Source organism: Azospirillum lipoferum (genome assembly GCF_024170005.1).
Lineage (GTDB): Bacteria > Pseudomonadota > Alphaproteobacteria > Azospirillales > Azospirillaceae > Azospirillum > Azospirillum lipoferum.
Genome location: NZ_JALJXJ010000018.1, coordinates 101,980 through 122,755, shown reverse-complemented (window position 1 = coordinate 122,755; position 20,776 = coordinate 101,980). Strand labels below are relative to the sequence as shown.

General features: G+C 67.4%; 15 protein-coding genes. 6 read left to right on the top strand and 9 right to left on the bottom strand.

Translation table 11 applies throughout. From position 1 onward, the window contains the following. Nucleotides 1-28: 28 nt before the first annotated feature. From J2848_RS30690 to J2848_RS30680, 3 genes are all read right to left on the bottom strand, one after another. A complete protein-coding gene (locus J2848_RS30690) occupies nt 29-208 on the bottom strand; it encodes a YdcH family protein (RefSeq protein WP_109450190.1) in 180 nt (59 codons plus the stop codon). 233 nt (nt 209-441) lie between these two features. Next, nucleotides 442-1,125 carry a tetratricopeptide repeat protein gene (locus tag J2848_RS30685; RefSeq protein ID WP_149234224.1) on the bottom strand — a complete coding sequence of 228 codons (684 nt, stop codon included), beginning with the start codon at nt 1,123-1,125 and terminating at the stop codon, nt 442-444. Continuing rightward, nucleotides 1,122-4,673: a tetratricopeptide repeat protein gene (locus tag J2848_RS30680; RefSeq protein ID WP_149234225.1), complete on the bottom strand. Its 3,552-nt coding sequence runs from the start codon at nt 4,671-4,673 to the stop codon at nt 1,122-1,124. Before J2848_RS30680 ends, J2848_RS30685 begins: the two co-directional genes overlap by 4 nt. Before the next feature lie 120 nt (nt 4,674-4,793). On the opposite strand from J2848_RS30680, the gene J2848_RS30675 reads away from it, so the two are divergent. After that, a complete protein-coding gene (locus J2848_RS30675; protein WP_149234226.1) occupies nt 4,794-6,071 on the top strand; it encodes a tetratricopeptide repeat protein in 1,278 nt (425 codons plus the stop codon). Between the two features lie 11 nt (nt 6,072-6,082). Here J2848_RS30675 and J2848_RS30670 read toward each other — a convergent pair whose 3' ends face one another. After that, entirely contained in the window at nt 6,083-6,985 is a 903-nt protein-coding gene (locus J2848_RS30670; protein WP_149234227.1) for a tetratricopeptide repeat protein, read from the bottom strand. Nucleotides 6,986-7,196: 211 nt separating this feature from the next. Between J2848_RS30670 and J2848_RS30665 the strand changes: the two genes are divergently transcribed. Both J2848_RS30665 and J2848_RS30660 read left to right on the top strand, forming a co-directional pair. Next, complete coding sequence (locus J2848_RS30665) at nt 7,197-7,799, top strand: hypothetical protein (protein ID WP_170307213.1); 603 nt, start codon at nt 7,197-7,199, stop codon at nt 7,797-7,799. A 45-nt stretch (nt 7,800-7,844) separates the two neighbouring features. Continuing rightward, on the top strand, nt 7,845-8,057 hold the full coding sequence (locus tag J2848_RS30660; protein ID WP_149234229.1) for a hypothetical protein: 213 nt from the start codon (nt 7,845-7,847) through the stop codon (nt 8,055-8,057). A 42-nt stretch (nt 8,058-8,099) separates the two neighbouring features. Here J2848_RS30660 and J2848_RS30655 read toward each other — a convergent pair whose 3' ends face one another. After that, nucleotides 8,100-8,504 carry a flagellar basal body rod protein FlgC gene (locus J2848_RS30655; protein ID WP_149234230.1) on the bottom strand — a complete coding sequence of 135 codons (405 nt, stop codon included), beginning with the start codon at nt 8,502-8,504 and terminating at the stop codon, nt 8,100-8,102. A gap of 219 nt (nt 8,505-8,723) precedes the next feature. Between J2848_RS30655 and J2848_RS30650 the strand changes: the two genes are divergently transcribed. Beyond that, nucleotides 8,724-9,539, top strand: a complete 816-nt coding sequence (locus J2848_RS30650) for a PP2C family protein-serine/threonine phosphatase (RefSeq protein ID WP_149234231.1) — start codon at nt 8,724-8,726, stop codon at nt 9,537-9,539. A 9-nt stretch (nt 9,540-9,548) separates the two neighbouring features. On the opposite strand, the gene J2848_RS30645 is transcribed toward J2848_RS30650, so the two are convergent. Then, nucleotides 9,549-11,126, bottom strand: a complete 1,578-nt coding sequence (locus tag J2848_RS30645; RefSeq protein WP_149234232.1) for a serine/threonine protein kinase — start codon at nt 11,124-11,126, stop codon at nt 9,549-9,551. A gap of 242 nt (nt 11,127-11,368) precedes the next feature. Between J2848_RS30645 and J2848_RS30640 the strand changes: the two genes are divergently transcribed. Beyond that, the gene (locus J2848_RS30640; RefSeq protein WP_149234233.1) at nt 11,369-13,030 is read left to right on the top strand and encodes an alpha-amylase family glycosyl hydrolase; all 1,662 of its coding nucleotides are present in this window, start codon (nt 11,369-11,371) and stop codon (nt 13,028-13,030) included. 187 nt (nt 13,031-13,217) lie between these two features. Beyond that, entirely contained in the window at nt 13,218-14,318 is a 1,101-nt protein-coding gene (locus J2848_RS30635) for a TRAP transporter substrate-binding protein (protein ID WP_149234234.1), read from the top strand. Nucleotides 14,319-14,375: 57 nt separating this feature from the next. Here the strand turns inward: J2848_RS30635 and J2848_RS30630 are convergent, their stop codons facing one another. The 3 genes from J2848_RS30630 to J2848_RS30620 all read right to left on the bottom strand — a co-directional run bounded on the left by J2848_RS30630 (nt 14,376) and on the right by J2848_RS30620 (nt 20,558). Beyond that, on the bottom strand, nt 14,376-16,424 hold the full coding sequence (locus tag J2848_RS30630; protein WP_149234235.1) for a flagellin family protein: 2,049 nt from the start codon (nt 16,422-16,424) through the stop codon (nt 14,376-14,378). Beyond that, on the bottom strand, nt 16,421-17,830 hold the full coding sequence (gene flgK, locus J2848_RS30625; protein ID WP_149234236.1) for a flagellar hook-associated protein FlgK: 1,410 nt from the start codon (nt 17,828-17,830) through the stop codon (nt 16,421-16,423). Before flgK ends, J2848_RS30630 begins: the two co-directional genes overlap by 4 nt. A gap of 115 nt (nt 17,831-17,945) precedes the next feature. Next, nucleotides 17,946-20,558 carry a flagellar hook-basal body complex protein gene (locus J2848_RS30620; protein ID WP_149234237.1) on the bottom strand — a complete coding sequence of 871 codons (2,613 nt, stop codon included), beginning with the start codon at nt 20,556-20,558 and terminating at the stop codon, nt 17,946-17,948. Between the last annotated feature and the right edge of the window lie 218 nt (nt 20,559-20,776).

Genomic DNA, 20,776 nt, shown 5'->3' with positions numbered 1-20,776 from the left:
CTTAAAGGTCGTTGCTGTGATTGGGGGATTAATTCATCGGGCCGGGGCGCGTCAGGCGGTCGATTTCTTCCTTGACGTGCAGCTTTTCAAGTTTGAGGCGCTTTACTGCGCTCTCATCCGGCCACGAGCGCTTTTCCTCGTCGAGGATCGCCCGGTCCAGGCGCATGTGCTTTTCTTGCAGAGACGAAAGGCGAGCTTCAGTGTGCATGAGTCGCTCTCCATGGGATCAGTCCCCGTCCCGCCTCAATGTGACGGGCCGGTGACATCAGTGTTCACCCATCCGAAGCGCCGAACAACCCTAATCTTGCGTTTTATGCGGTCAAACCATGCGAAAAAATGCCCCAACCGTTCAGATGTATGACAGTGGGTCGCAGGGGTGGGATCTTGAAATCATTTCGCGCAATACCATCCGGAGGTCATCCGACCCTTTGAACCAAAGGGTTATGCCGCAGGTGGCAAGTCACTGCGCGTGACGGCGATGTCGGAAAACGCCTCGCGCAGTTCGCTACGGCCGGGCTGAAGCACCAGCGCGTGGCGATACCAGGCGGCAGCCTCGCCGTTACGCCCCAGCCGATGGAGGATTGCGGCCAGCTTGGCGGCGACCGACGGCACCATCGGATCGAGATGGGCCGAGCGGCGCAGAACCTCTGCCGCCTCTTCCAGGCGACCGATGCCGTCCAGCGCGATGCCCCATTGGTGCAGCACCGCCGCTCCGGCGCCGAGCAGCGCCGCCCGGCCATAGGCACCGGCCGCCGCCGAGCTATCGCCGCCTTCGCGTTCGGCATGACCAAGCCCCTCCAGCGCGGTCGACAGGGCGGGTGTCAGCGCCAGGGCGTGGCGGAACCGGCGAGCCCCATCCTGTGGCCGCTGGAGCGCACGCAGGATCCTGGCATGGTTGACCGCCACCTCGGCTGCTGCCGGCTCCAGGGTCAACGACCGGGTCAGCAGCCGGTCGGCCTCCTCAAGCCGGCCAAGCTGGGCGACCAGCAGGCCATGGCGGTGCAGGGCCTCCGCCTCAGCCGGTTCGCCGGCGAGGATGCGGCGGTAGAGACGCTCCGCCTCTTCGAAGCCGCCGGTCTGGTGCCGGTCGAACGCCTCAGCCAGCAGGACGGAGGTAGCGCTCATCCGGTTGGAACCAACGCCGCCAGCGTACGCACCGCCTGCCGGGCGGCGTCAGCCAGCCCCTGGCCTTCCGGTGGTTGGATCAGGCGCATGGACGGGAACCAGGGGCGTATGCCGGTGCCCATCTGCGTCCAGTCGCGGGTGCCGAGCCGCCAGACCGGTGTGCCCAGCGCCCCGGCCAGCTCGCCCACCGCCGTGGCTGGCGAGATGACCAGATCCAGATTGGCGATCAAGGCGGACACCGCTTCGAAATCATCCTTCAGGTTCAGGTCGTCCCAGCGGTGCAGCCGGCGCGTGGCCGTTTCCACCCGGGCCAGCTCGGCGGCGCAGTCGCCATATTGCAGCATCACCACGCTGACACCGGGCAGGTCGAGCAGAGCCGTCCAGTCGGCAAGGCCGGTGTAGGCGGCGGCGCGCTGCGCGGTGACGATCTGGCTGCGCCATGCCAGCCCCACCTTCAGGCCGGGCAGGGTGGCGAGGCGGTCGCGCCACCGGGTGACGAGGTCGGGGTCGGGGCGCAGGTAGGCCGGACGGTGCGGATAGCGCGCCACCCCGTCGCGGACCAGGGCGGGCAGATTCCCGGCCGGCATCTGAAGGTCGCAATCCGGCGGGTCGATCGTCTCCCGTCCATTCGGGTCTACCGTCTCCGCCCGTACCGCCATCCAGGGGAAGGAGCGGGCGAACAGGCTGACCAGCCGCCGGTCGGATTCGACGGTCACCGGCCCGTCCAGTCCATTCAAGGCGTCGAAGCAGGAAGCGAACAGGATCTCGTCCCCCACCCCCTGTTCCGACCAGACCAGCAGGCGCCGGCCCTGCAACGCCTCGCCCGTCCAGACCGGCCGGTCGATGCGGCGCGCGCGCTGCAACTGCCGGGCGGAGAAGCGGCGGGAATAGCCGGCCCACCCCTCCATGATGCGCCCGTCGGCAAGGTCCATCAGGCCGAGATTCCAGGCCGCCAGCGCAAAGCCGGAATCGACCCGCAGAGCGCGTCGCAGGTGGCTCTTCGCCTCCTCCAACTGGCCGGCCAGCGTCGCCATGGTTGCAAGATTGTTGTTGGCCTCGGCGGACTCCGGTTGCAGGGCCAGTGCCCGGCGGTAATGGTCGGTGGCTTCCGCCGTCTGTCCGCCAAGCTCGCGGGCATGGCCGAGATTGGCATGGGCCGGGGGATGGTCGGGCTGGATGGCGATGGCTCGGCGGTGCAACCGCACCGCCTCCCTCACCCGCCCGCCCATCTGGTGGACGAGGCCCAGATGGGTCAGCGCCTCCGGATAGGCCGGGTGCAGGGCCAGCGCCCGGGCGAAGGCGTATGATGATTCGGCATGGCGCTTCTCCATCTCATGCACCAGACCGAGATGGTTCCAGGCCTGGGGAAAGTTCGGGTCGATGCGCAACGCTTCGCCGATCAGGGCGAGCGCTTTTTCGTTCCGCCCGGTCTGGTGCATCAACAGTCCCAGCAGATGCAGGGCGTCGGGAAGACCGGGGGCCTCGTGCCGGGGGGCTGCGGCGATGGCGGTGCGGTAGGCCGCTTCCGCTTCCTCAAGCCGGCCGGCACGGTGAAGGTCGGCGGCACGGTTCAGCAGGGCGTCGAAGTCGATGCGCTGTTCCGGTTCGGCCGATCCCTGCACCGCCGCGACAGGCAGCGGTTCCGGCATCATGCCGTGCAGGGCTTTGGCCATCGCCCCGACGGTGGAGTCCAGCCCTGCGCCGGGACTGGGCTGGAACAGGCGCATCGTCGGGAACCAGGGACGGATGCCGGTGCCCAGCTGCGTCCAGTCGCGGGTGCCGAAGCGCCAGACCGGCACACCCAGCGCCCCCGCCAGCTCCCCTGCCGACATCGCCGGCGAGATCACCAGATCCAGGTTGGCGGCCAGGGCCGCCGCCCCATCGAAATCATCCTTCAGGTTCAGGTCGGCCCAGCGGTGGATCGTCACGCCGAAGCGCTCCTCCGCCGCCCGCAGTTCGGCCTCGCAGTCGCCATATTGCAAATTGACGAAGACCACGCCGGGAACGGCGAACAGCGGCCCCCAATGCTCCAGCATCACATAGGCCGCCTTGCGGTCGGCGGTCATCAGCTGGCTGCGCCAGCCGATGCCGACCCGCAGGCCCGGTCCCAGTGCCGCCAGCCGCTCAGCCCAGCGCTTCACCAGCGCCGGGTTCGGCACCAGCCAGGAGCCTTGCGGTTCGAAGGCGGACAGGCTGCCGCGCAGCAGCTCCGGCAGGTCGCCCGCCGCAACCTGGAGGTCGCAGTCGATTGGGTCGATCATTTCCCGGGGGTTCCCGCCGAAAGCGTCACCGGTGCAGCTTTCGGCCCGCACCGTCGCGTTGGGGAAGGAGCGGCGGAACAGCGGCACCAGACGCGGATCGCATTCGATCGTGATCGGCCCGCCCGCCCAGGCGATGACGTCCGCATAGCAGGAGGCGAACATCACCTCGTCGCCGACACCCTGTTCGCGCCATACCAGCAGCCGCTTGCCGCGCAGAAGCTCCCCGCCCCAGCGCGGAATGGGGAAGTGCCGGTTCGGCATCGCCTCGCCCGCGGCGAAACGCCGCTCGTACCCCGCCCAGCCGCGCGACAGGTCGCCGTGAAGAAGCGCCAGGAGCGACAGGTTGTAGGTGGCGGTGGCAAGGTCGGGCTGCTGGGCCAGGGCTTCCTCGAAACAGGCCGTCGCCTCCTCGTAGCGTCCCTGCGCCTGCAAGGCGTTGCCGAGATTGTAGCGCGCCTCCACGAACTCCGGATGCAGCTCCAGCGCTTGCCGGTGGCACAGTTCCGCCTGATCGGGACGGCCCAGCCGCTTCAGGACGCTGCCCAGATTGTTCAGCGCGGCGCTGTGGCGCGGGTTGCGCTTCAGCGCCTGACGATAGGCGATTTCCGCACTCTCCAGGGCGCCCTTCTGTTGCAGGACGGCGCCCAGATTGTAGAAGGCGGTGGCGTCATCGGGGCGGTGCCGGGTCACCAGCCGGTGCTGCGCGACGGCCTCCTCCAGGCGGCCGGCCATCGCCAGCGCGTCGCCCAGATTGTTGTGCGCCTCCACCATGCCCGGCGCCAGCCGCACCGCGCGGTCCAGTGCCGTCACGGCGTCGGCGTAGCGATGACGCACGGCATGGCCATTGCCGAGATTATACCAGGCCTTGGCATAGTCCGGCTTCAGCGCCAATGCCGTGGCGAAGGCCCGCTGCGCCTCGTCATGGCGGCCGAGCGCGGCCAGGGCATTGCCCATATTGTGCCGCCGCTGCGCCCCCTGCGGGTCCAGGATGGTGGCGTTGCGATGGGCCTGCGCGGCATCGTCCGGCCGTCCGGCGGCGGACAGGGCGCTGCCCAGATTGTCCCAATAGTCGGCGACACCCTTGGCCTGCGCCAGGGCCTTGCCGATCAGGGTCACCGCCTCCTCCGCGCGGCCGGATTGCAGGGCCAACACCCCCAGCAGATGCAGCGCGTCGGCGTTGCGCGGGTCGGCGGCCAACACCTCGCGATAGCCGCGCTCAGCCTCCGCGGGGCGCCCGGCCTGATGGTGCGCCACTGCCTGCGCCAGCATGTTGGTGTGCTTCGCCACGTTCCGGCCCCGTCCCTGACTGCCCGCACCCTCAAAGGGAGTGCCATCATCGGTGGATCACGGTAAAGATGCCATTGATATCGGCTGTAAATCGACAGGCGGGAGAGGGGAGAGCACGCGATGGCAGGGTCACGCTCGTCCTTGCGGGGCGGGTTGCGCAGGGGATTGGGCAGGGGATTGACGGGCGCCGCCCTTCTGCCGGCAGTGAAGCTCAGCCGGCAGGCGGACGCGCTGGCCGCAGGCGGCGATGCCGCGGGGGCGGAGCCGCTCTATGCCCAGGCCCTGGCGGCTGATCCGACGCTTGCCGGCACCCATAACAACCACGGCAACGCCCTGCGTGCCCTTGGCCGGCTGGAGGAGGCCGCCACCGCCTATCGTGCCGCGGTCGCCCATGGCCTGCATGAGGGGATGGCGCATTACAATCTCGGCTCCGTCCTGCGGCAGGCGGAGCGGCGGGAGGCAGCGGAGGCCGCCTTCCGGCAGGCGCTGGCCCTGCGGCCCGACCATGCGGAGGCGTGGAACAACTGCGGCAACCTGCTGCGCGACCTCGGCCGCTTCGGCGGGGCGGCCGTGGATTACCGGCGGGCACTGGCCCTGCGGCCGGACTGGGCCGACGCCCATGACAATCTCAGCGCCGTTCTCTATCTGCTGCACGAGCAGGGCGGGGAGGAGGATGCGGCGACGCTGGCCCGGCTGTGGCGGCGCGACCATCCGGGCAACCCGCTGGCCCGCCATATCGGTGCCGCCATCGCCGGCGAGGAGGCCGACACCCGCGCACCCGACGATTACGTCCGCCAGACCTTCGACCTGTTTGCCGAGGAGTTCGACCGCAAGCTGGCGGAGCTGGATTACCGTGCGCCTGCCCTGCTCGCCGGGCTGCTGTCCGACGATGCTCCGGCCGCCGACCTCGACGTGCTCGACGCCGGCTGCGGCACCGGCCTGTGCGCCGCCGCACTGCGGCCCTATGCCCGCCGGCTGGTCGGCGTCGACCTGTCGGACGGCATGCTGGAGCGTGCCCGCGGCCGCGGCCTCTATGACGCGTTGCATGAGGCGGAACTGGTCGGCTTCCTGACCGGCCATCGGCAAGCCTTCGATCTGGTCATGGCAGCCGACGTGTTCTGCTACTTCGGCAGCCTCGACGAAGCTCTGGCCGCCGCCCGTGCGGCGCTGCGTCCCGGCGGACGGCTGGCCTTCACGGTGGAGGAGCTGGATCCGGCCGACGGACGGCCCCACCGCGTCGCCACCCACGGCCGCTATGCCCATGCCGAGGCTTATGTCCGCGCCGCGCTGGCGGGCGCGGGTCTGGTCCTGCTCCGCTGCGGCCATGACCGGCTGCGCTTCGAAAGCGGCGAACCGGTGATGGGGCTGGTGGTGCTGGCCGAACGGCCCGCCGCTTAAGAAATGGTCGCTTAAAAGTCCCGGCGCGGCCGGCGGGACGGGGCAGGTTTCGCCACCGGCTTCGGCGGCTGCAAGGCCGGCGGCGGCAATCCCAGTGCATCGGCCTCCTCCGCACGGCCCAGCGAGCGCAGAGCCAGGGCCAGCGTGTCGCGCGGCGCCGGGTGGGCCGGGTCGATGCGGACGGCGTGGCACAGCGGGGCCAGCGCCGCGGCGGCATGGTTGGTCGCCGCCAGCGCGATGCCGAGATTCAGCGCCGCCGACAGGAAGTCCGGCACCAGAGCCAGCGCGTTGCGGAAGGCGATCACCGAATCCGCGCGCAGCCCGGCGGCGAACAGGGCATTGCCCAGCAGGAAGGCGATGTCGGCATCCCGAGGGTCTAGTGCCGCGGCCCGGATCAGATCGGTCAGCGCCGGCGTCACCTGCCCGGATTCCAGCCGAAGCCGGCCACGTGCGTGCAGAAGATCGACAAGCTTCTCCCGCGCCGGATCGAGCGCCGGTTCGATCCGCAAGGCGCGCTCCAGCATCGCGGTGGTCGCATCGGTGGCGGCCGGATCGCTCCGGCTATGGCGAGCGAAGGCGCGGTCGGTCCAGGCCTCCGCAAAATCGGGACGCAGGGCAAGCGCACGGCGGTAGGAGCCCTCGGCCTCGTCCAACCGGTCGAGGCCGCGCAGCAGATTGGCGCGGTTGGCGTGAATGTCCGCGGCCTCCGGCCTCAGGGCCAGCGCCTTGCCGATCAGCGTCAGTCCGAATTCCCCCCGGTCGATCTGTCCGGCCAGAACGCCCAGGTAATGCAGTGCATCCGGCTGCTCCGGTTCCACGTCGAGGATGCGGGTATAGAGTTCCTGCGCCTCGCCGAAGCGGCCGGCGAGATGCAGGTCGAGCGCCAGCGTCAAGGCTTCGAGGACGGTTGCCATGGCTCAACGCTTTAGGACGAGCGGTGCCGCCACTGCAAGCCCATGTGACGGAGGGCATTGTTTTTTCGACATGAACGCTTCCTTGCTGGAAAGCCCCTTTCCCTGTTCGGGTTAGATTCGCCAACCCAAATAAGAGTAAAGAAAGCCTTTACGCATTGCTGGGGTTAAGGTAATTTAATATTCAATTCTCACCGATCTGGACAAGCCGGTCATGAACGTGGCTGTGGCCACATCAACGGTCTCACGGCCGTTCGCCTTCATGACGCCCCGCGGCAGCGATGCCGTTGACACAGGGGCCGGCACCAGGACTCCGACCACCACCGCCCCCCAGCCGGCGGAGGCCGATATGGCTGGAGGCGGCGCCGATCCTCTGGTCAACCGCTTTCCGACCATCGCCTTCAGCTATGACACCGACGCTTCGCGGCTGGTGATGCTGTACCGGGACCCGGCCAACGGGAAGACCGTGTCGCAGATCCCGACCGAAGCCGCCCTGAAGCAGTACAAGGAAGCCCAGCAGAAGGAAAAGGACGCGGAACGCGCCTCCCTGCTGAAGCTCACGGTCGATGGAAGCGGCCAAGCAGGCGGACAATCGGCGGCTTATCGCCGTGGCGGATCTGATGGGTCGGGCGGATCGGGTCTGTCGGACGCCGGATCCACCATCGGGACGGGGCGTTGGACCACCGGGACGCCAGGGTCCACAACCGGCACTGTCGCGCCCGCCGCTTCCGCCGGCACGGCTTCTGTGGCACACTCCTCTCTGGTCGCTGCGTCGTCCACCGGCACTTCCGCTGCGCGGGTGAATGTGGTGATCTGAGGACGCCCTGGAACGGGGCGCAGTTCCCGGGAGCTAAGGATGGGCATGGACATCACTTCGTCGACTGCCGGTGCGGCGATGGCCCTGAAACAGGCACAGGGTCAGATGAATTTCGGCGTGAAGGCGCTGAACCAGAATGCCGAGCAGCAGCAGGCGACGGTTGAGGCTCTGATGCAATCCGGCGGCGGGGCGGGCGATGGTTCCGGCGGCGGCAACGTCACCCCGACCCGCGGGCAGAACCTGAACATTACCGTCTGATCGCGCGTCAGCGAACCCTGAAGTCAGACTTTCGGCCCACAATCAGACTTTCGAGTCGAGCAGTGAGGTCAGCATCTCGTCCTGGGTGCGGACGACCGCTACATTGGCACCATAGGCGCGGCTGGCGGCCATCTGGTTGATGCGTTCGCTCGCCAGATCGACGTTGGGCGCTGCGACCATGCCGTCGCCGTTCGCCGCACTGTCCTCCGGTGCATATTCCTGCAGATAGGCCGGCGTGATCGGGGTGAAGCTGGCGCGCGTGCCGGGGTTGGCATCGCTCTGCGCAACCGCGATCGGCTGGTAGGCCGCACGCTTGCCGTCTGAACTGCCGTCCGCCGCGGGTACGGCCCCAGTGGAACGGACATTCGCGACATTGGAGGCCGAGGCGTCGAGCCGCCGCGTCTGGGCGGTCAAACCGCTGAGCGCGATGCCGATGCTGCCGACCATGGCGGTCCGTCCTTCATCCGATGGGATATCCTGCAACCATACCACATCGGGTGGCTCGCATCATCAGGGCATCACCGGGGCATCACCGGGGTATCGGCCGCCGCGATCACCCGGAGGTTTCAATTGCCGCACCGAAATCGCCGCCATGGAATCGACTCTGTATCTTTCGTGGGGCTTGCGCCATTATCGGGCAAATGCGAGACGGGAGCCGCCGCCTGAATGCCGAACGCTGCCTTTGCCCTGACCGTCGCCGGTTTGACCGACGTCGGGCGCACCCGCTCCCGCAACGAGGACAATTTCCAGGCCAGCACCGACGCTGAATTCGCGGTCGTCTGCGACGGCATGGGCGGCCATGCCGGCGGCGACATCGCCAGCCGCAAGGCGGTCGAGGTGATCTCCGGCATTCTGCTGGACTATGTGCCGTCCGATCCGATCGCCGTGGTGAAGCGCGACGATGCCGACCGCACACAGACGGACCCGGCGGCGACCGAGCCTGCGGTGCGCCATGCACTGTCGGTTGCGCGATCGGCGGTACAGCAGGCCAACCGAACGATTCACGAACTGAATCTGGCCCGCGGCTTCTCGTCGGGGCGCGGCATGGGCACCACCGTGGCCGGCATCTGGCGGATCCCCGGCACTGCCCAGATGGTGGTCTTCCATGCCGGCGACAGCCGGGTCTACCGCCTGCGCGACGGCGAACTGCGCCCCCTGACCCGCGACCACAGCCTTTACCAGATGTGGCTGGACAATGGCGGGCGTGGGACCGCGCCGCAACGGAACATCATCGTCCGCGCGCTCGGCACGGCGGAGGATGTGGAACCGGAGGTCGGCGTGCAGCCGCTGATGCCGGACGATGTGGTCATGCTCTGTTCCGACGGGCTGAACGGCATGCTGCCCGACGGCGTCATCGCCCGCATCCTGCGTCAGGAATCCGACCCCGCGCTTGCCGCCGCCGCCCTGGTGGATGCCGCCAACGCGGCCGGCGGGATGGACAATGTGACGGTGGTGGTCGGCCGCTTCACCGCGATCGCCTGACAACCGCAATCATGGCCCGGTTTTGATGAAGCGCGCATCCGCCAGCGCTGCCGGTGCGTCGTCCGGCAATCTGGCCAGCGCATCGGCCAGTGCGGACAGATAATCGGCTGCTGGCTCCTGTTCCGGCCGTTGGGTGGGGAACAGCGGCGCTGCGGTGGCGATCGTCAGCAGCATCTCGGTTCCATAGGGCGGGCCGATGGTCCAGGACCGCCCGATGCCCGGCTTTCCGTCCTCTTTCCTCTCCCCCAGACGGCGAGACGCACCGGCGGCCAGCGCGATTGCGCTGTCCGACGGGTTGGGCAGCAGATGGACGACGCTGCCGTCGATGGTGAAGTAATCGACCTGCAACTGCACCGGACGGGCCGGCGCCCGGATCTCCAGCACCAGCGGATCGCCGTCATCCAGACCCGGCCCATCCTGCACGGTCACCGTCAACGGCTCCGCCAATCCGCGGTTGGCGTCCAGCGCCGTGGCAACGCTGCCCAGCGGGGTGCAGAACCGCGCATCCGCTCTGGCAAGGTCGAAGCCGTGGTCCCAGCCGCCGGCAAGGGCCTCGACCGTTTCACGCACGGCCGTCTCCACCCGATCCCCGGCAACCGCCCCCGAAACCAGCAGCCGGCCGCCGGTCGTCTCCACGCTGACCAGCGCACAGGGAATGGAGCGCAACGCCTCTGACACCGCCGCGACGGGCGGTTGCCTGGGCGCCATTGGCTGGGGAGTCTGTTCGGGCGCAGCCTCCTCGGTCATCGCCGGCACCGGTGGCAGGGCGGGCGGCAGGGAAGGCGGGGGCCGGCTCATCAGGACCGCGACGGCAGCCAGGGCACCCATCAGAGCAACACCGCCGAGCCAAAGCGGCCAACGGCGCGCCCGAACCGGGGCGGCAGCGGCCGGCGGAACAGGCGCTCCTCCAAGCGCGGTGACGGCCCGACGCAGGTCCCCCGCCTCCGGGAAGGCTCCGGCCCCCTCGTCGCGCAGTCTTGCCAGCAGGGCCGCCACCCCCGGCCGCTCGTCATGCCCGGCCAGAAGCCGTTCCGTCAGCCTCGCGGCGGCGGTCACATCGGCGCGCCGGTCCGCCGGTGCCGTGCTCAATGCCGCCCGGCCGAACCCGGTGACCACCGCCACTGGCCCGGCATGCAGGATGCTGTCGGCGTTCAGCGCGCCATGCACCACGCCGGCACGATGCGCGGTGGACAGTGCGGACAGCACGCGGTCCAGCGTCGGGACAGCCTCGTCCCATTCCAGCGGACCATCGGCCAACCGCGCGGCGAGTGTCCGCCCTTCCGCCAGCGTAGTGGCGACGAAAGCGGTGCCGGCATGCTCGCCGGAGGCCAGGATGGCGGGAATGGCGGGGTGGGAAAGCCGGGCTGCGGCGCTCGCCATCCGCCGGAACCGCTCCAGCCCGGCGGCATCGGCACACAGACAGGCCAGCGGCACGGTCCACAGCGCAACAGCCTGCCCATTGGTGTCCAACGCGCGGTGCAGCCGGGCATCGCCATCCCGCCCGATCAGGTCGAGCAGCCGATAGCGGCCGAGCTGCTGCCCGTCTTTGACCGTGGCCGTCTCTATCGCTGTCCCGTACCGCCGCATTCCCGCTCCCCGGCCAGAACCGCTGGTATAGCCGTAGCGCCGCATAGCGGCCAAGTCTGAGGGAACCCGTCCGCAAGTTTCTGTCCCGATGGCGCGCTTCGACGAAAGGCCTAGCCCTGTGACTACGAACGGCCGGTAACCTTTCGTTAGCCATGAAGCAGGAAGCTGATACCGCGAACCGCACATCTGCGACCCGCCATCGGCGACTTGCATGTGCACACCCCGGCGCGGAGCCTGCTGCCTTGCCCCACACCCTTTCCCATTCCCAGTCGTCCGGCCCGAATCTGTCCTGGCTGAACGGGGCGGCGCTCTACCAGATCTATCCGCTCAGCTTCCGCGACCATGGCGGCGATGGCTGGGGCGATCTCGACGGCGTGATCGAGGGGTTGGACCATGTGGCCTCGCTGGGGGTCGACGGGGTGTGGATCAGCCCCTTCTACCCGTCGCCGCGCACCGATTTCGGCTATGACGTCGCCGACCATCGGGCGGTGGATCCGCGCATGGGCAACCTCGCCGTTTTCGACCGGCTGGTCGAGCGTGCCCATGGGTTGGGGCTGAAGGTGCTGGTCGATCTGGTCTGCGGCCACACCTCCGACGCCCATGGCTGGTTCGTGGAGAGCCGCCGGTCCCGCAGCAATGAGATGTCCGACTGGTATGTCTGGGCCGACGCCAAGCCCGACGGCACCGCTCCCAACAACTGGCTGTCGGTGTTCGGTGGCGCCGCCTGGACCTGGGAACCGCGGCGGCGGCAATATTACCTGCACCATTTCCTGTCCAGCCAGCCGGCGCTGAACCTGCACCACCCCGCGGTGATGGACGCGCTGTGCGAGACGGCGGAATTCTGGATGGAGCGCGGCGTCGACGGCTTCCGCATCGATGCCGTCGACTTCTTCGCCCACGACCCGCAGCTGCGCTCCAACCCCGCCGTCCTCTGGCGCGAGGCCGAGCCGCCGCTGAAGCCCTTCGCCCTGCAACAGCATGTCTACGACATGATGCACCCGGCCATCGGCGGCATCCTGTCCCGCCTGCGCGGGACGGTGGAGCGCTATCCCGGCCGCGTCCTGCTGGGCGAGCTGTCGAGCCAGCCCGGCGCCGGTCAGCGCATCGCCGCCTACTGCACGCCGCAGGGTCTCCACGCTGCCTACACCCTGTCGCTGGCCAAGCAGCCGTTCAGCGCCAGGGGCTTCGCCCAGGCGCTGGGTGCCGCCGGACGGCCGGAGTCGATCTGCTGGAGCCTGTCCAACCATGACGTGGAGCGGTCCGCCAGCCGCTGGCTGCCCGCCGGTGCCGACCCGCAATCCTTCAATGCCCTGCTGGCGATGCTGGCGGCATCGCTGCCCGGTACCGTCTGCCTCTATCAGGGGGAGGAGCTGGCCCTGCCCAACGCGGTGCTGGAGCAGCACCAGCTGCGCGACCCCTTCGGGATCACCTATTGGCCCGATTTCCAGGGCCGCGACGGCAGCCGCACGCCGATGCCCTGGCGGTCCGGCGAGCCCCATGCCGGCTTCACCATCGCCGAACCCTGGCTGCCGGTGCCCGACGCCCATCGCGACCTCGCCGTCGACCGGCAGGAGCGGACGGCCGGCAGCCCCCTGGCGGTGTGGCGGGCCGCCCTCTCGCTGCGCCGCGATCTGGAGGCGCTGCGCCGCGGCAGCGTAACCGCGGTGGAGGAGCATGGCGACCTCCTGTCCTTTGAGCGGACCACGGGCGACGACCGCCTGCTGGCCGTCTTCAACATGGCCGACCGCCCGGCCGAATTCGCGCTGCGCGGCCGTGGCGAGCCGGAAGCCCTGTCCATCCCCCGCGCGCCCGGCGCCCTGCCGCCGGAACTGACCGCCGACGGGCGGACGCTGGTGATGCCGCCGCTGTCTGTCTTCCTGGGGCGGCTGCGACCCGCCTCCTGACGCATCCCTGAATAAGCTGCCCGGGGGTGCCGGCTACACCCTCGAAAGGCAGGCATGCACATTTATGCGATGCGGGGCTCCGCATCGGATGCTTTGTTGCACTCTCGCCTAAGTCGCTGAAATTCCCTGATTCATCGCGGGTCGGGGAAATCATCAGTAACAGCAATAATCTTGCGGAGTAGCGGGAGTGGAAAGAAGAGCGTTTCTCACCAGGGCCGGCGTCGGTGCCGTTTCGACCGTTGCCGCTTCGACCCTCGCGGCCCCGGCCATCGCGCAGAGCCAGCCGGCCATCCAGTGGCGTCTGGCTTCGAGCTTCCCGAAGAGCACCGACATCCTGGTCGGCACGTCCGAACTGATCGCCAAGCGGGTCTCGGAAGCGACCGACGGCAAGTTTCAGATCCGCGTGCATGCCGCCGGTGAGATCGTCCCCGGGCTTCAGGTGCTGGACGCCGTGCAGAACGGCACCGTCCAGTGCGGCCACACCTGTGGCTACTATTATGTCGGCAAGGACCCGACCTTCGCCTTCGACACCGCGATCCCCTTCGGCCCGAACGCCCGTCAGCAGAACGCCTGGTACCAGTATGGCGGCGGCCAGGAGGTGATGCGCAACTTCTTCGCCAAGCACGGCATCGTCCAGTTCCCCGCCGGCAACACCGGCGCCCAGATGGGCGGCTGGTACCGCAAGGAGATCAAGTCGCTGGCCGACTTCAACGGTCTGAAGATCCGCATCGCCGGCATCACCGGCCAGATCATGGCCAAGCTGGGTGCCGCCCCGACCCAGATCGCCGGCAGCGACATCTATCCGGCGCTGGAAAAGGGCACCATCGACGCGGTCGAGTTCGTCGGCCCCTATGACGACGAGAAGCTGGGCTTCGTCCAGGTCGCCAAATACTACTACTATCCGGGCTGGTGGGAAGGCGGGCCGCAGGTCTCGCTCTACATCAACCAGAAGGAATGGGAGGCGCTGCCCAAGTCCTATCAGGCGATCCTGACGGCGGCCTGCGCCGAGGCGAACAGCGCGATGACCGCCCGCTACGACGCGGAGAACGCCAGGGCGCTGAAGCGTCTGGTCGCCAAGGGCGCCCTGCTGCGTCCCTATCCGCGTGACCTGATGGAGGCCGCTCACAAGATCGCCTACGAGATGTACGACGACATTGCGAAGACCAACCCGGACTTCAAGGCCGTCTACGACAGCTGGAAGCCCTTCCTGGAGGAAGTCCAGCTGTGGTTCCGCGTCGCGGAACTGCCCTACGACAACTTCGTGCAGTCGGCCGGCCGCTCCAAGTGACGGAGTCCGGGTTCTGACGGAAAGCGGGGGCGGCCGGGCTGGCCGCCCCTTTCGTCTTCAGGCCAGATAGTTCAGCAGAGAGAGCTTCTGCGTCTGGCCGGCGACGGTGTAGGTCGCCTGCTGGACATTCATCGCACTGCTCAGCCGGGCGGCGACCTCGGTCTGGTCGATGCCTTCGATCTTGGCGACGCGGTCGGTCAGGGTGGCGACCGAATCGGTGTGGGCGTCCTTGGTGGTCTCCAGCGTGGCGGCGTCGGAGGCAACCTTGGCGTGGATCGAGCGGATCTGGTCGGATGCCTGGGTCAGCATTTCGCGCGCCTGGGTGCTGTATTCGGTCCATTTGCCGGGGTTGGCCGCCGCCGTCCGCACCAACTGCATTGCCTTGACCAGTGACTGGAACGCCTTGTCGTCGGCGCTGACCCCATAGGTCAGGTTCAGATTGTCGTCGATGGTCACCTGCGACTTGCGGTACGCGTCGGGGTTCTTGCCCTTGGTCAGATATTCGGAATCGTAGAAGGGCAGTTCCGGCGGTTCCTTGACGGGCACGTCGATCTGGCTGTCCTGCTCCGGCGGCAGGGTACCGACGGAGATGGTATTCTGCAGCGACCCGTTCGTCACCTTGGCGCTGGTCGAGAACAGCGAACTGCGGCCGGGATGGTTGGGATCGGCATTGGCCGTGCTGGTCAGCGCGATGCCCGGACCATTGCCGACGGCGTCGATGGTGACCGGCGGCGCCGGGTTCAGGTTGGCGAAATTCTGGCGCAGCTTGTCGGCCACCTGGCTCACGTTGGTGACGCCGGCGGCATAGTCGGTGTCGCTGACCGTGTAGCTGACCTTGTAGGCCTGATAGGGCGGCAGGTCGTGCGGCTCGGTCGGATTCTTGAGATAGTAGTTCTGGTTGAATGGATCGTCGGGGTCGCCGACTGCCACCGTGAACTCGAAGGTGTCGCCGATGTCCACCGCCGCACCGTTCAGGGTGAAGCGGTCGATCTGCGGCAGGGCGGTCGTCGGCGCCTGGGTGGTGGAGGGCGCGTCGACGCTGTTCTCCACCGTGGCCGAGTTGACGACGCGCGCCGACAGATCGAACTTCTGCCCCGGCTGCTGGCCGACCAGGGAGATGATGCCGTTGGAGGTCGACACCGTCATCGGCAGCGGCGGGCTGGCGGCGTTGATCTGGCTGGTCAGGGTCTGGGCGACGAAGGTCAGCGTCTTCGGGTCGGTCGCCTGGATCTGATAGCCGAAGGTCTTGCCGGAGACCGTCACCTCGAAATAATCGTCGGCATTCACCACAGCGCCATTCAGCGTGATCTTGCTGGTCTGGGTCGTCGCCGTCAGGTCGGTGACCGGCTCCGTCCCGAAGCGGGAGCCGGAGAACAGGTAGCGGTCGCCGAAGCGCTGGTTCAGCAGAGCCTGGATGTCGCGCATGGCGCCCTCGGCCCGGTCCTTGACCTGGTCGGCCTGCGGGAAGCTGACGGAGAAGCTGCTGCTCGACGCCGCTTTCAGACTGTCGAAGGTCAGGTTCAGGATGGCGCCCTCGCCGGGGCCGCCGGAGATGTTGAAGTTGTAGCCCTTGCCGTCGTTGGGCGGGGTGGTGCCCAGGTTGATGGCACGGGTGGTCTTGCCGCCCAGCCCGTCGGTCACCGTCACGTCGAAGGTGCCGTTGCCGCCCTGCTGCGACGGGACGGCGGTGACGGTGTAGTTGGCGCCGACCGTCAGCGTCGACTTGGTGGCGTCGATCGACAGTTTCATCCCGTTGGGATTGGTGTTGGTCGGCGTGCTGACGCTGGCCGGGCCGGGCTGGAAGGGGAAGGTCGTGCTGGAGGTCCAGCTCGACACGATGGACTCCATCGAGGTCAGCACCTTGTCCGTCGCCTGCACGCGCGGCGCCGCGGTGTTGATGCTCTGGATGTAGTTGTCCTTCTTCGCCATCTCCGCCCGCAGATCCAGAAGCTTCTGGACCTCCGGGCCATAGGCGTTCAGATCGACCGACTTCTTGCCCGTGGTCAGCTGTTCGGACAGCCGGTTGATGTCGTTCTGGCCCCCGGACAGGTTCCGGACAAGGCTCAGATATTTCGAGTAGCTGCTGACTCCCGTTATCGAGCTCATCGGACCACCGCCTCCAGCGCATCAAACATTGCATTGGCCACTTGCATGACCCGTGCCGAAGCCTGGTAGGAGGTCTGGAGCTGCTGGAGCTGGGCGATTTCCTCGTCGATGTTCACGCCGGTCTGCGACTGATAGCGCTCGCTGAGGAGCTGCATCGACTCCTTGTTGGAATCGGCAGCGGTGTTGGCAGTCTTGGCCGCGGCCATCCAGGTGCCGGTGATGGCGCTGCCCATGGCGCTGTAGGTGGTATCCTTCATCTGCAGGCCGTCGGCATTGAAGCTGCGGCCGGCGGCATTGACCGCCTTGACCATGTCGTCGATGGCGGACTGCTTGATTTTGCTGGTGTTGTCCAGGAGCTTGGCGTTGATGTTGATGGTGAAACGGTCGGTGCCGGTGAAGAACTGGTTGGCTTGTTCGCCGGCGGCGGCCGGGCCGGCCCCGTCATAGGCATCGGCGAAGCTGGTGGGCTCGCCCGGCTTGGTCGGGCCGGTGAAGGCCTTGGCGAACTCGTCCAGCTGCGAGCGCAGCTTGCGGATGATCTCCGTCGTCGGATCGCCGCTGGCCGGGGTCGGCGGCTCGGTGGTCGAGCCGTCCTTGCGCATCTGAATCAGCGAGCCCAGCTTGCCGGTGGTCAGGTGGCTGTTGATCGAGGTGACTTGATTGCCGACCTGTAGGTTGATGTTGCCGCCGTCATAGGAAAGATTTGCCGGCTGCGCATCGACCAGCGCCAGGCCCGACGGGGTGAAGATGGCCAGCCGTCCGTCCGGCCGCTCAACCGTGCGGATGCCCATATAGGTGCTCAGTTCGCGGACCAGCCCATCGCGCTTGTCGGCGACGGCGTTGGCGGCCGACCCCTGGCCCTGCAGCGACACCATGTCGTTGTTGATCGAGTTGATCTGCTTCAGCAGGTCGTTGACCGTGTCGACCGACTTGTTGATGTCGGTCTTCATGTCGCGGTCGATCTGCTCGACGCCCTCGGACACGCGGCGGATCTCGCGCGAGAAACTTTCGGCCGCCTGGACCAGCTGGTACTGCGCCGTCTCGTCTTCCGGGGAGGTCGACAGCGTCTTGATCGCGGCCTGGAACTTGTCCGAATACTCGTTCAGCAGCGGCGTCCCGTTGGTGGTCCGCATCAGGTCGCCCAGCTGCTGCATGTAGGTGGTCGTCACCTGCGATCCGCCATCGCGCGAGGTCAGGTCCATGACCTGGGCCATCAGCGCCTTGTCGACCTCCCGGCGATAGGTCGTGCTGATGACCTGACCGCTGGCGTCCACCGACTGCTGGGCGGTGTGGCGGGTGCGGTTCGGGTCGTTGGCCTGCGCGATGTTGTCCGAAACCAGCTTGACGTTGGTCTGGACCGTGCGCAGCCCGGCCGTGGCACTGTTCAAGGCTGCGAAGAGGGACATGGCAGGAGACCTTTCACGGATCGGGATGGTTGGGGCGGTGCCGGGACGGACGCCGCCCCCCATTCAGGCGATCAGGGAAACTGGCGATCAGGTAATCAGAAGCTCAGGGCCACGCTTAACGCTTCAGCCCCAGAACCTCCTGAAGCATTTCGTCGGAGGTGGTGACGATCTTCGCGTTGGCCGAATAGCTTCGCTGGGTGACGATCATCTTGGTGAACTCGTCGGCGATGTCGACGTTGGAGCTTTCGACGCTGTTCGCCACCACCGCACCGGCGCCGTTCGTCTCCGGATCGTTGAAGTTCGGCTTGCCGGCTTCTTCGCTCTCGATGAAGACGCCGCCGGACTCGCGTTGCAGGGCGTTCGGGTTGTTGAAGGTGATGATCGGCACCTTCGCGACCATCTTCGACCGTCCATTGTCGTAGTTGACCATGACCGTGCCGTTGTCGCCGAACACCACGTCCTTGAACTGCCCGCGTGGCGCGCCGTTCTGGACCAGCTGCGTGACGTTGATCTCCTCGCCGGCATATTGGGTCAGGCCGCCTGGCTTCTGGTACTTGCCGAGGTTCAGCGTGATCTGCTGCGGGCCGAAGCCGTAATCGACGGTGAAGGTGACGGTGGCGTCGGACCCGGCGGACTGGTTGGCGGCACTGACCGCGGTGCCGGTGCCGACCAGAGCCGTGGAGATGTTGGTCAGGGTGCCGACGGTCTCCGGCGTCTTGCCGAAGGTCAGGCCGACATGGGCGGGCGTCTGGCCGGCGACGGCGCTCTGGTCCAGGGTGAACTGCGCGACGGGGGCGTCGGTGACGGCGCCGGTCGCACCCGCCGCCGTCAGGGTGTTGCCGGTCGCGGTCGCGCCGGGAACGACCGTCGCGAAATACTGCATGACCTTGGCGGGGGTATCGTAAGTGCCGTAGTTGGCGTTGGTGATCGTCAACTGATAGGGCGTACCGCCGGAGTCGGTGATGGTATAGGTGTCACCGACGTCGATGGTGGAACCGTTCAGCGTCACGGTACCGGTGCCGGTCATAGTGTTGGTGTTGGTCGGGCTGGCCGCCGTCTTCGAGGTGACCGTGATCACGCCGCCCTGTGCGGTGGCGGTCACCGGCAGGGCGGTGTTGGAGTTGATCTTGTTCGCCAGCGCCGCGGTGATGTCCTCCATCGTCATCTCTTCGCCGGTGGTGCTGTAGGTCACCGCCGTGCCGTTGATGCTGAGGGTGTATTGCGTGCCGATGTCGCCCGGCGTGCCGGTCAGGGTCACCGTGCGGCTCTGGCGCACGCCGGCGACGCTGGCGACCGACGGCAGCGAGCTCATCGTGTTCACGGATGCGCTGGAATTGGTCACCGTCGCGCTGGAGGTGACGTTGGTGTTCACCGCATTGGCCTGGATCGACAGGATGTTGCCGGCCGACGAGGCGGTTACGGTCGTGCCCAGCGCCTGGTTGATCTTGCCGGCCAGCTGCGAGACGACGTCGCTCACCGTCGAATAGCTCTGATAGGTCCCGGCGGTCACCGTGTAGCTGATCGGCGTGCCGTTCACGTTGATGGTGAAGGAGTCGCCGACCTCGACCTGCGTCTGCGGGAACTGGAACTTGTCGATCTCGCCGGCACTGGCGGTCGCCGCCGTCGAGGTCTGGGGGACGATGGTGTTGGTGGTGTTGGTGCCGGACACCACGTCGGTGTTCAGTTTGAACGGCGTGCCTGGGTTGCGGGCGGTGACGCGGATGGTCTGGCCCGACGAGGTGGCGAGCACCGACGCCGCCGGGGAGGCGGAGTTGATCTGGTTGGCCAGCGCGCCGGCCAGACCCGAATATGTCCGGATCGACCCGATGTTGTCGGAAGTGACCTTCAGGCTGTAGGTGGTACCGTCGACCTTCACCGAATAGGTATCGCCGATGCGCAGGTTGTCCTGTCCGTTGGTGTTGTTGCCGGCGATGGTGATGACGTTGACCTGTGCCACCGCGGTCTGGCCGGGGATGTTCTGGCCGAAGGTCACGGTGGCGGGATTGCCGGAGAAGGTGCCGTCGACCGGCTTGGTGTTCGAACCCGGCGCGTCCAGGACCATGCGCCAGCTGCTGTCCGCCTGCTGCCGCCACTTGAAATTGACGGTGCGTGGATTGCCCTGGCTGTCGAAGATCTGGATGCTGCTGTCGGGGACCTTCTCGCCTTCCTTCGGCGTCGCCGGCAGGTTGGCAGCCAGGTCGATCGTATTGGTCGCCACCGGCTTGTCGATCAGGGAGTTGACCTGGATCGGCGCCACCTGGTCCTTGTGCAGGACGCCCGTCACCGGATCGACCAGCCAGCCGTTCAGGGCATAGCCCGAGCTGTTGACCAGATAGCGGCTCTTGTCCAGTTCGAAGTCGCCGGCGCGGGTGTAGAAGGCGGCCGACGAATTGACCGTGCCCGTCTGCGTCTGCACCAGCGTGCTGGAACCCTGGGTCGCCACCTTGGTGACGCTGAAGAAGCCCTGGCCCTGGATGGCGATGTTGGTCGGGCTCTGCACCTGGGTCAGGCTGCCCTGGATGTTGTTCATGAAGACCGGCTGCGCCGTGACCCCGCCAGGCTCGTGCAGGCGCTGGCTGGACTGCAGGACCATCGTCTCGAAGGCTGAATCGACGCGCTTGTAGCCGATGGTCGAGCTGTTCGCGATGTTGTCCGAGATATGTCCGAGCGCCTTCGACTGGGCATTCAGGCCGAGAACGGCGGTTGTCATCGAACCGAAAATGCTCATGGCCGGGGTCTCCGAAAGAAAGGGCAAAGGTCTTCTGCGCCCTGTCTAGCAAGCGGAGTGCCAATTGCTGAGTCGACATCAAGCGGTTGAAAAAGAACGATATTTTGCGCGAGCGCTGCGGTGGGGCCGGATTTTGCCGGCCGCTAGGAAAGTTTCGCCTAGTACCGCCAGGGTCGGCGGGCAGAAAGCTCCCGCCGAAGTTGCCGCCCTTGCCCCGC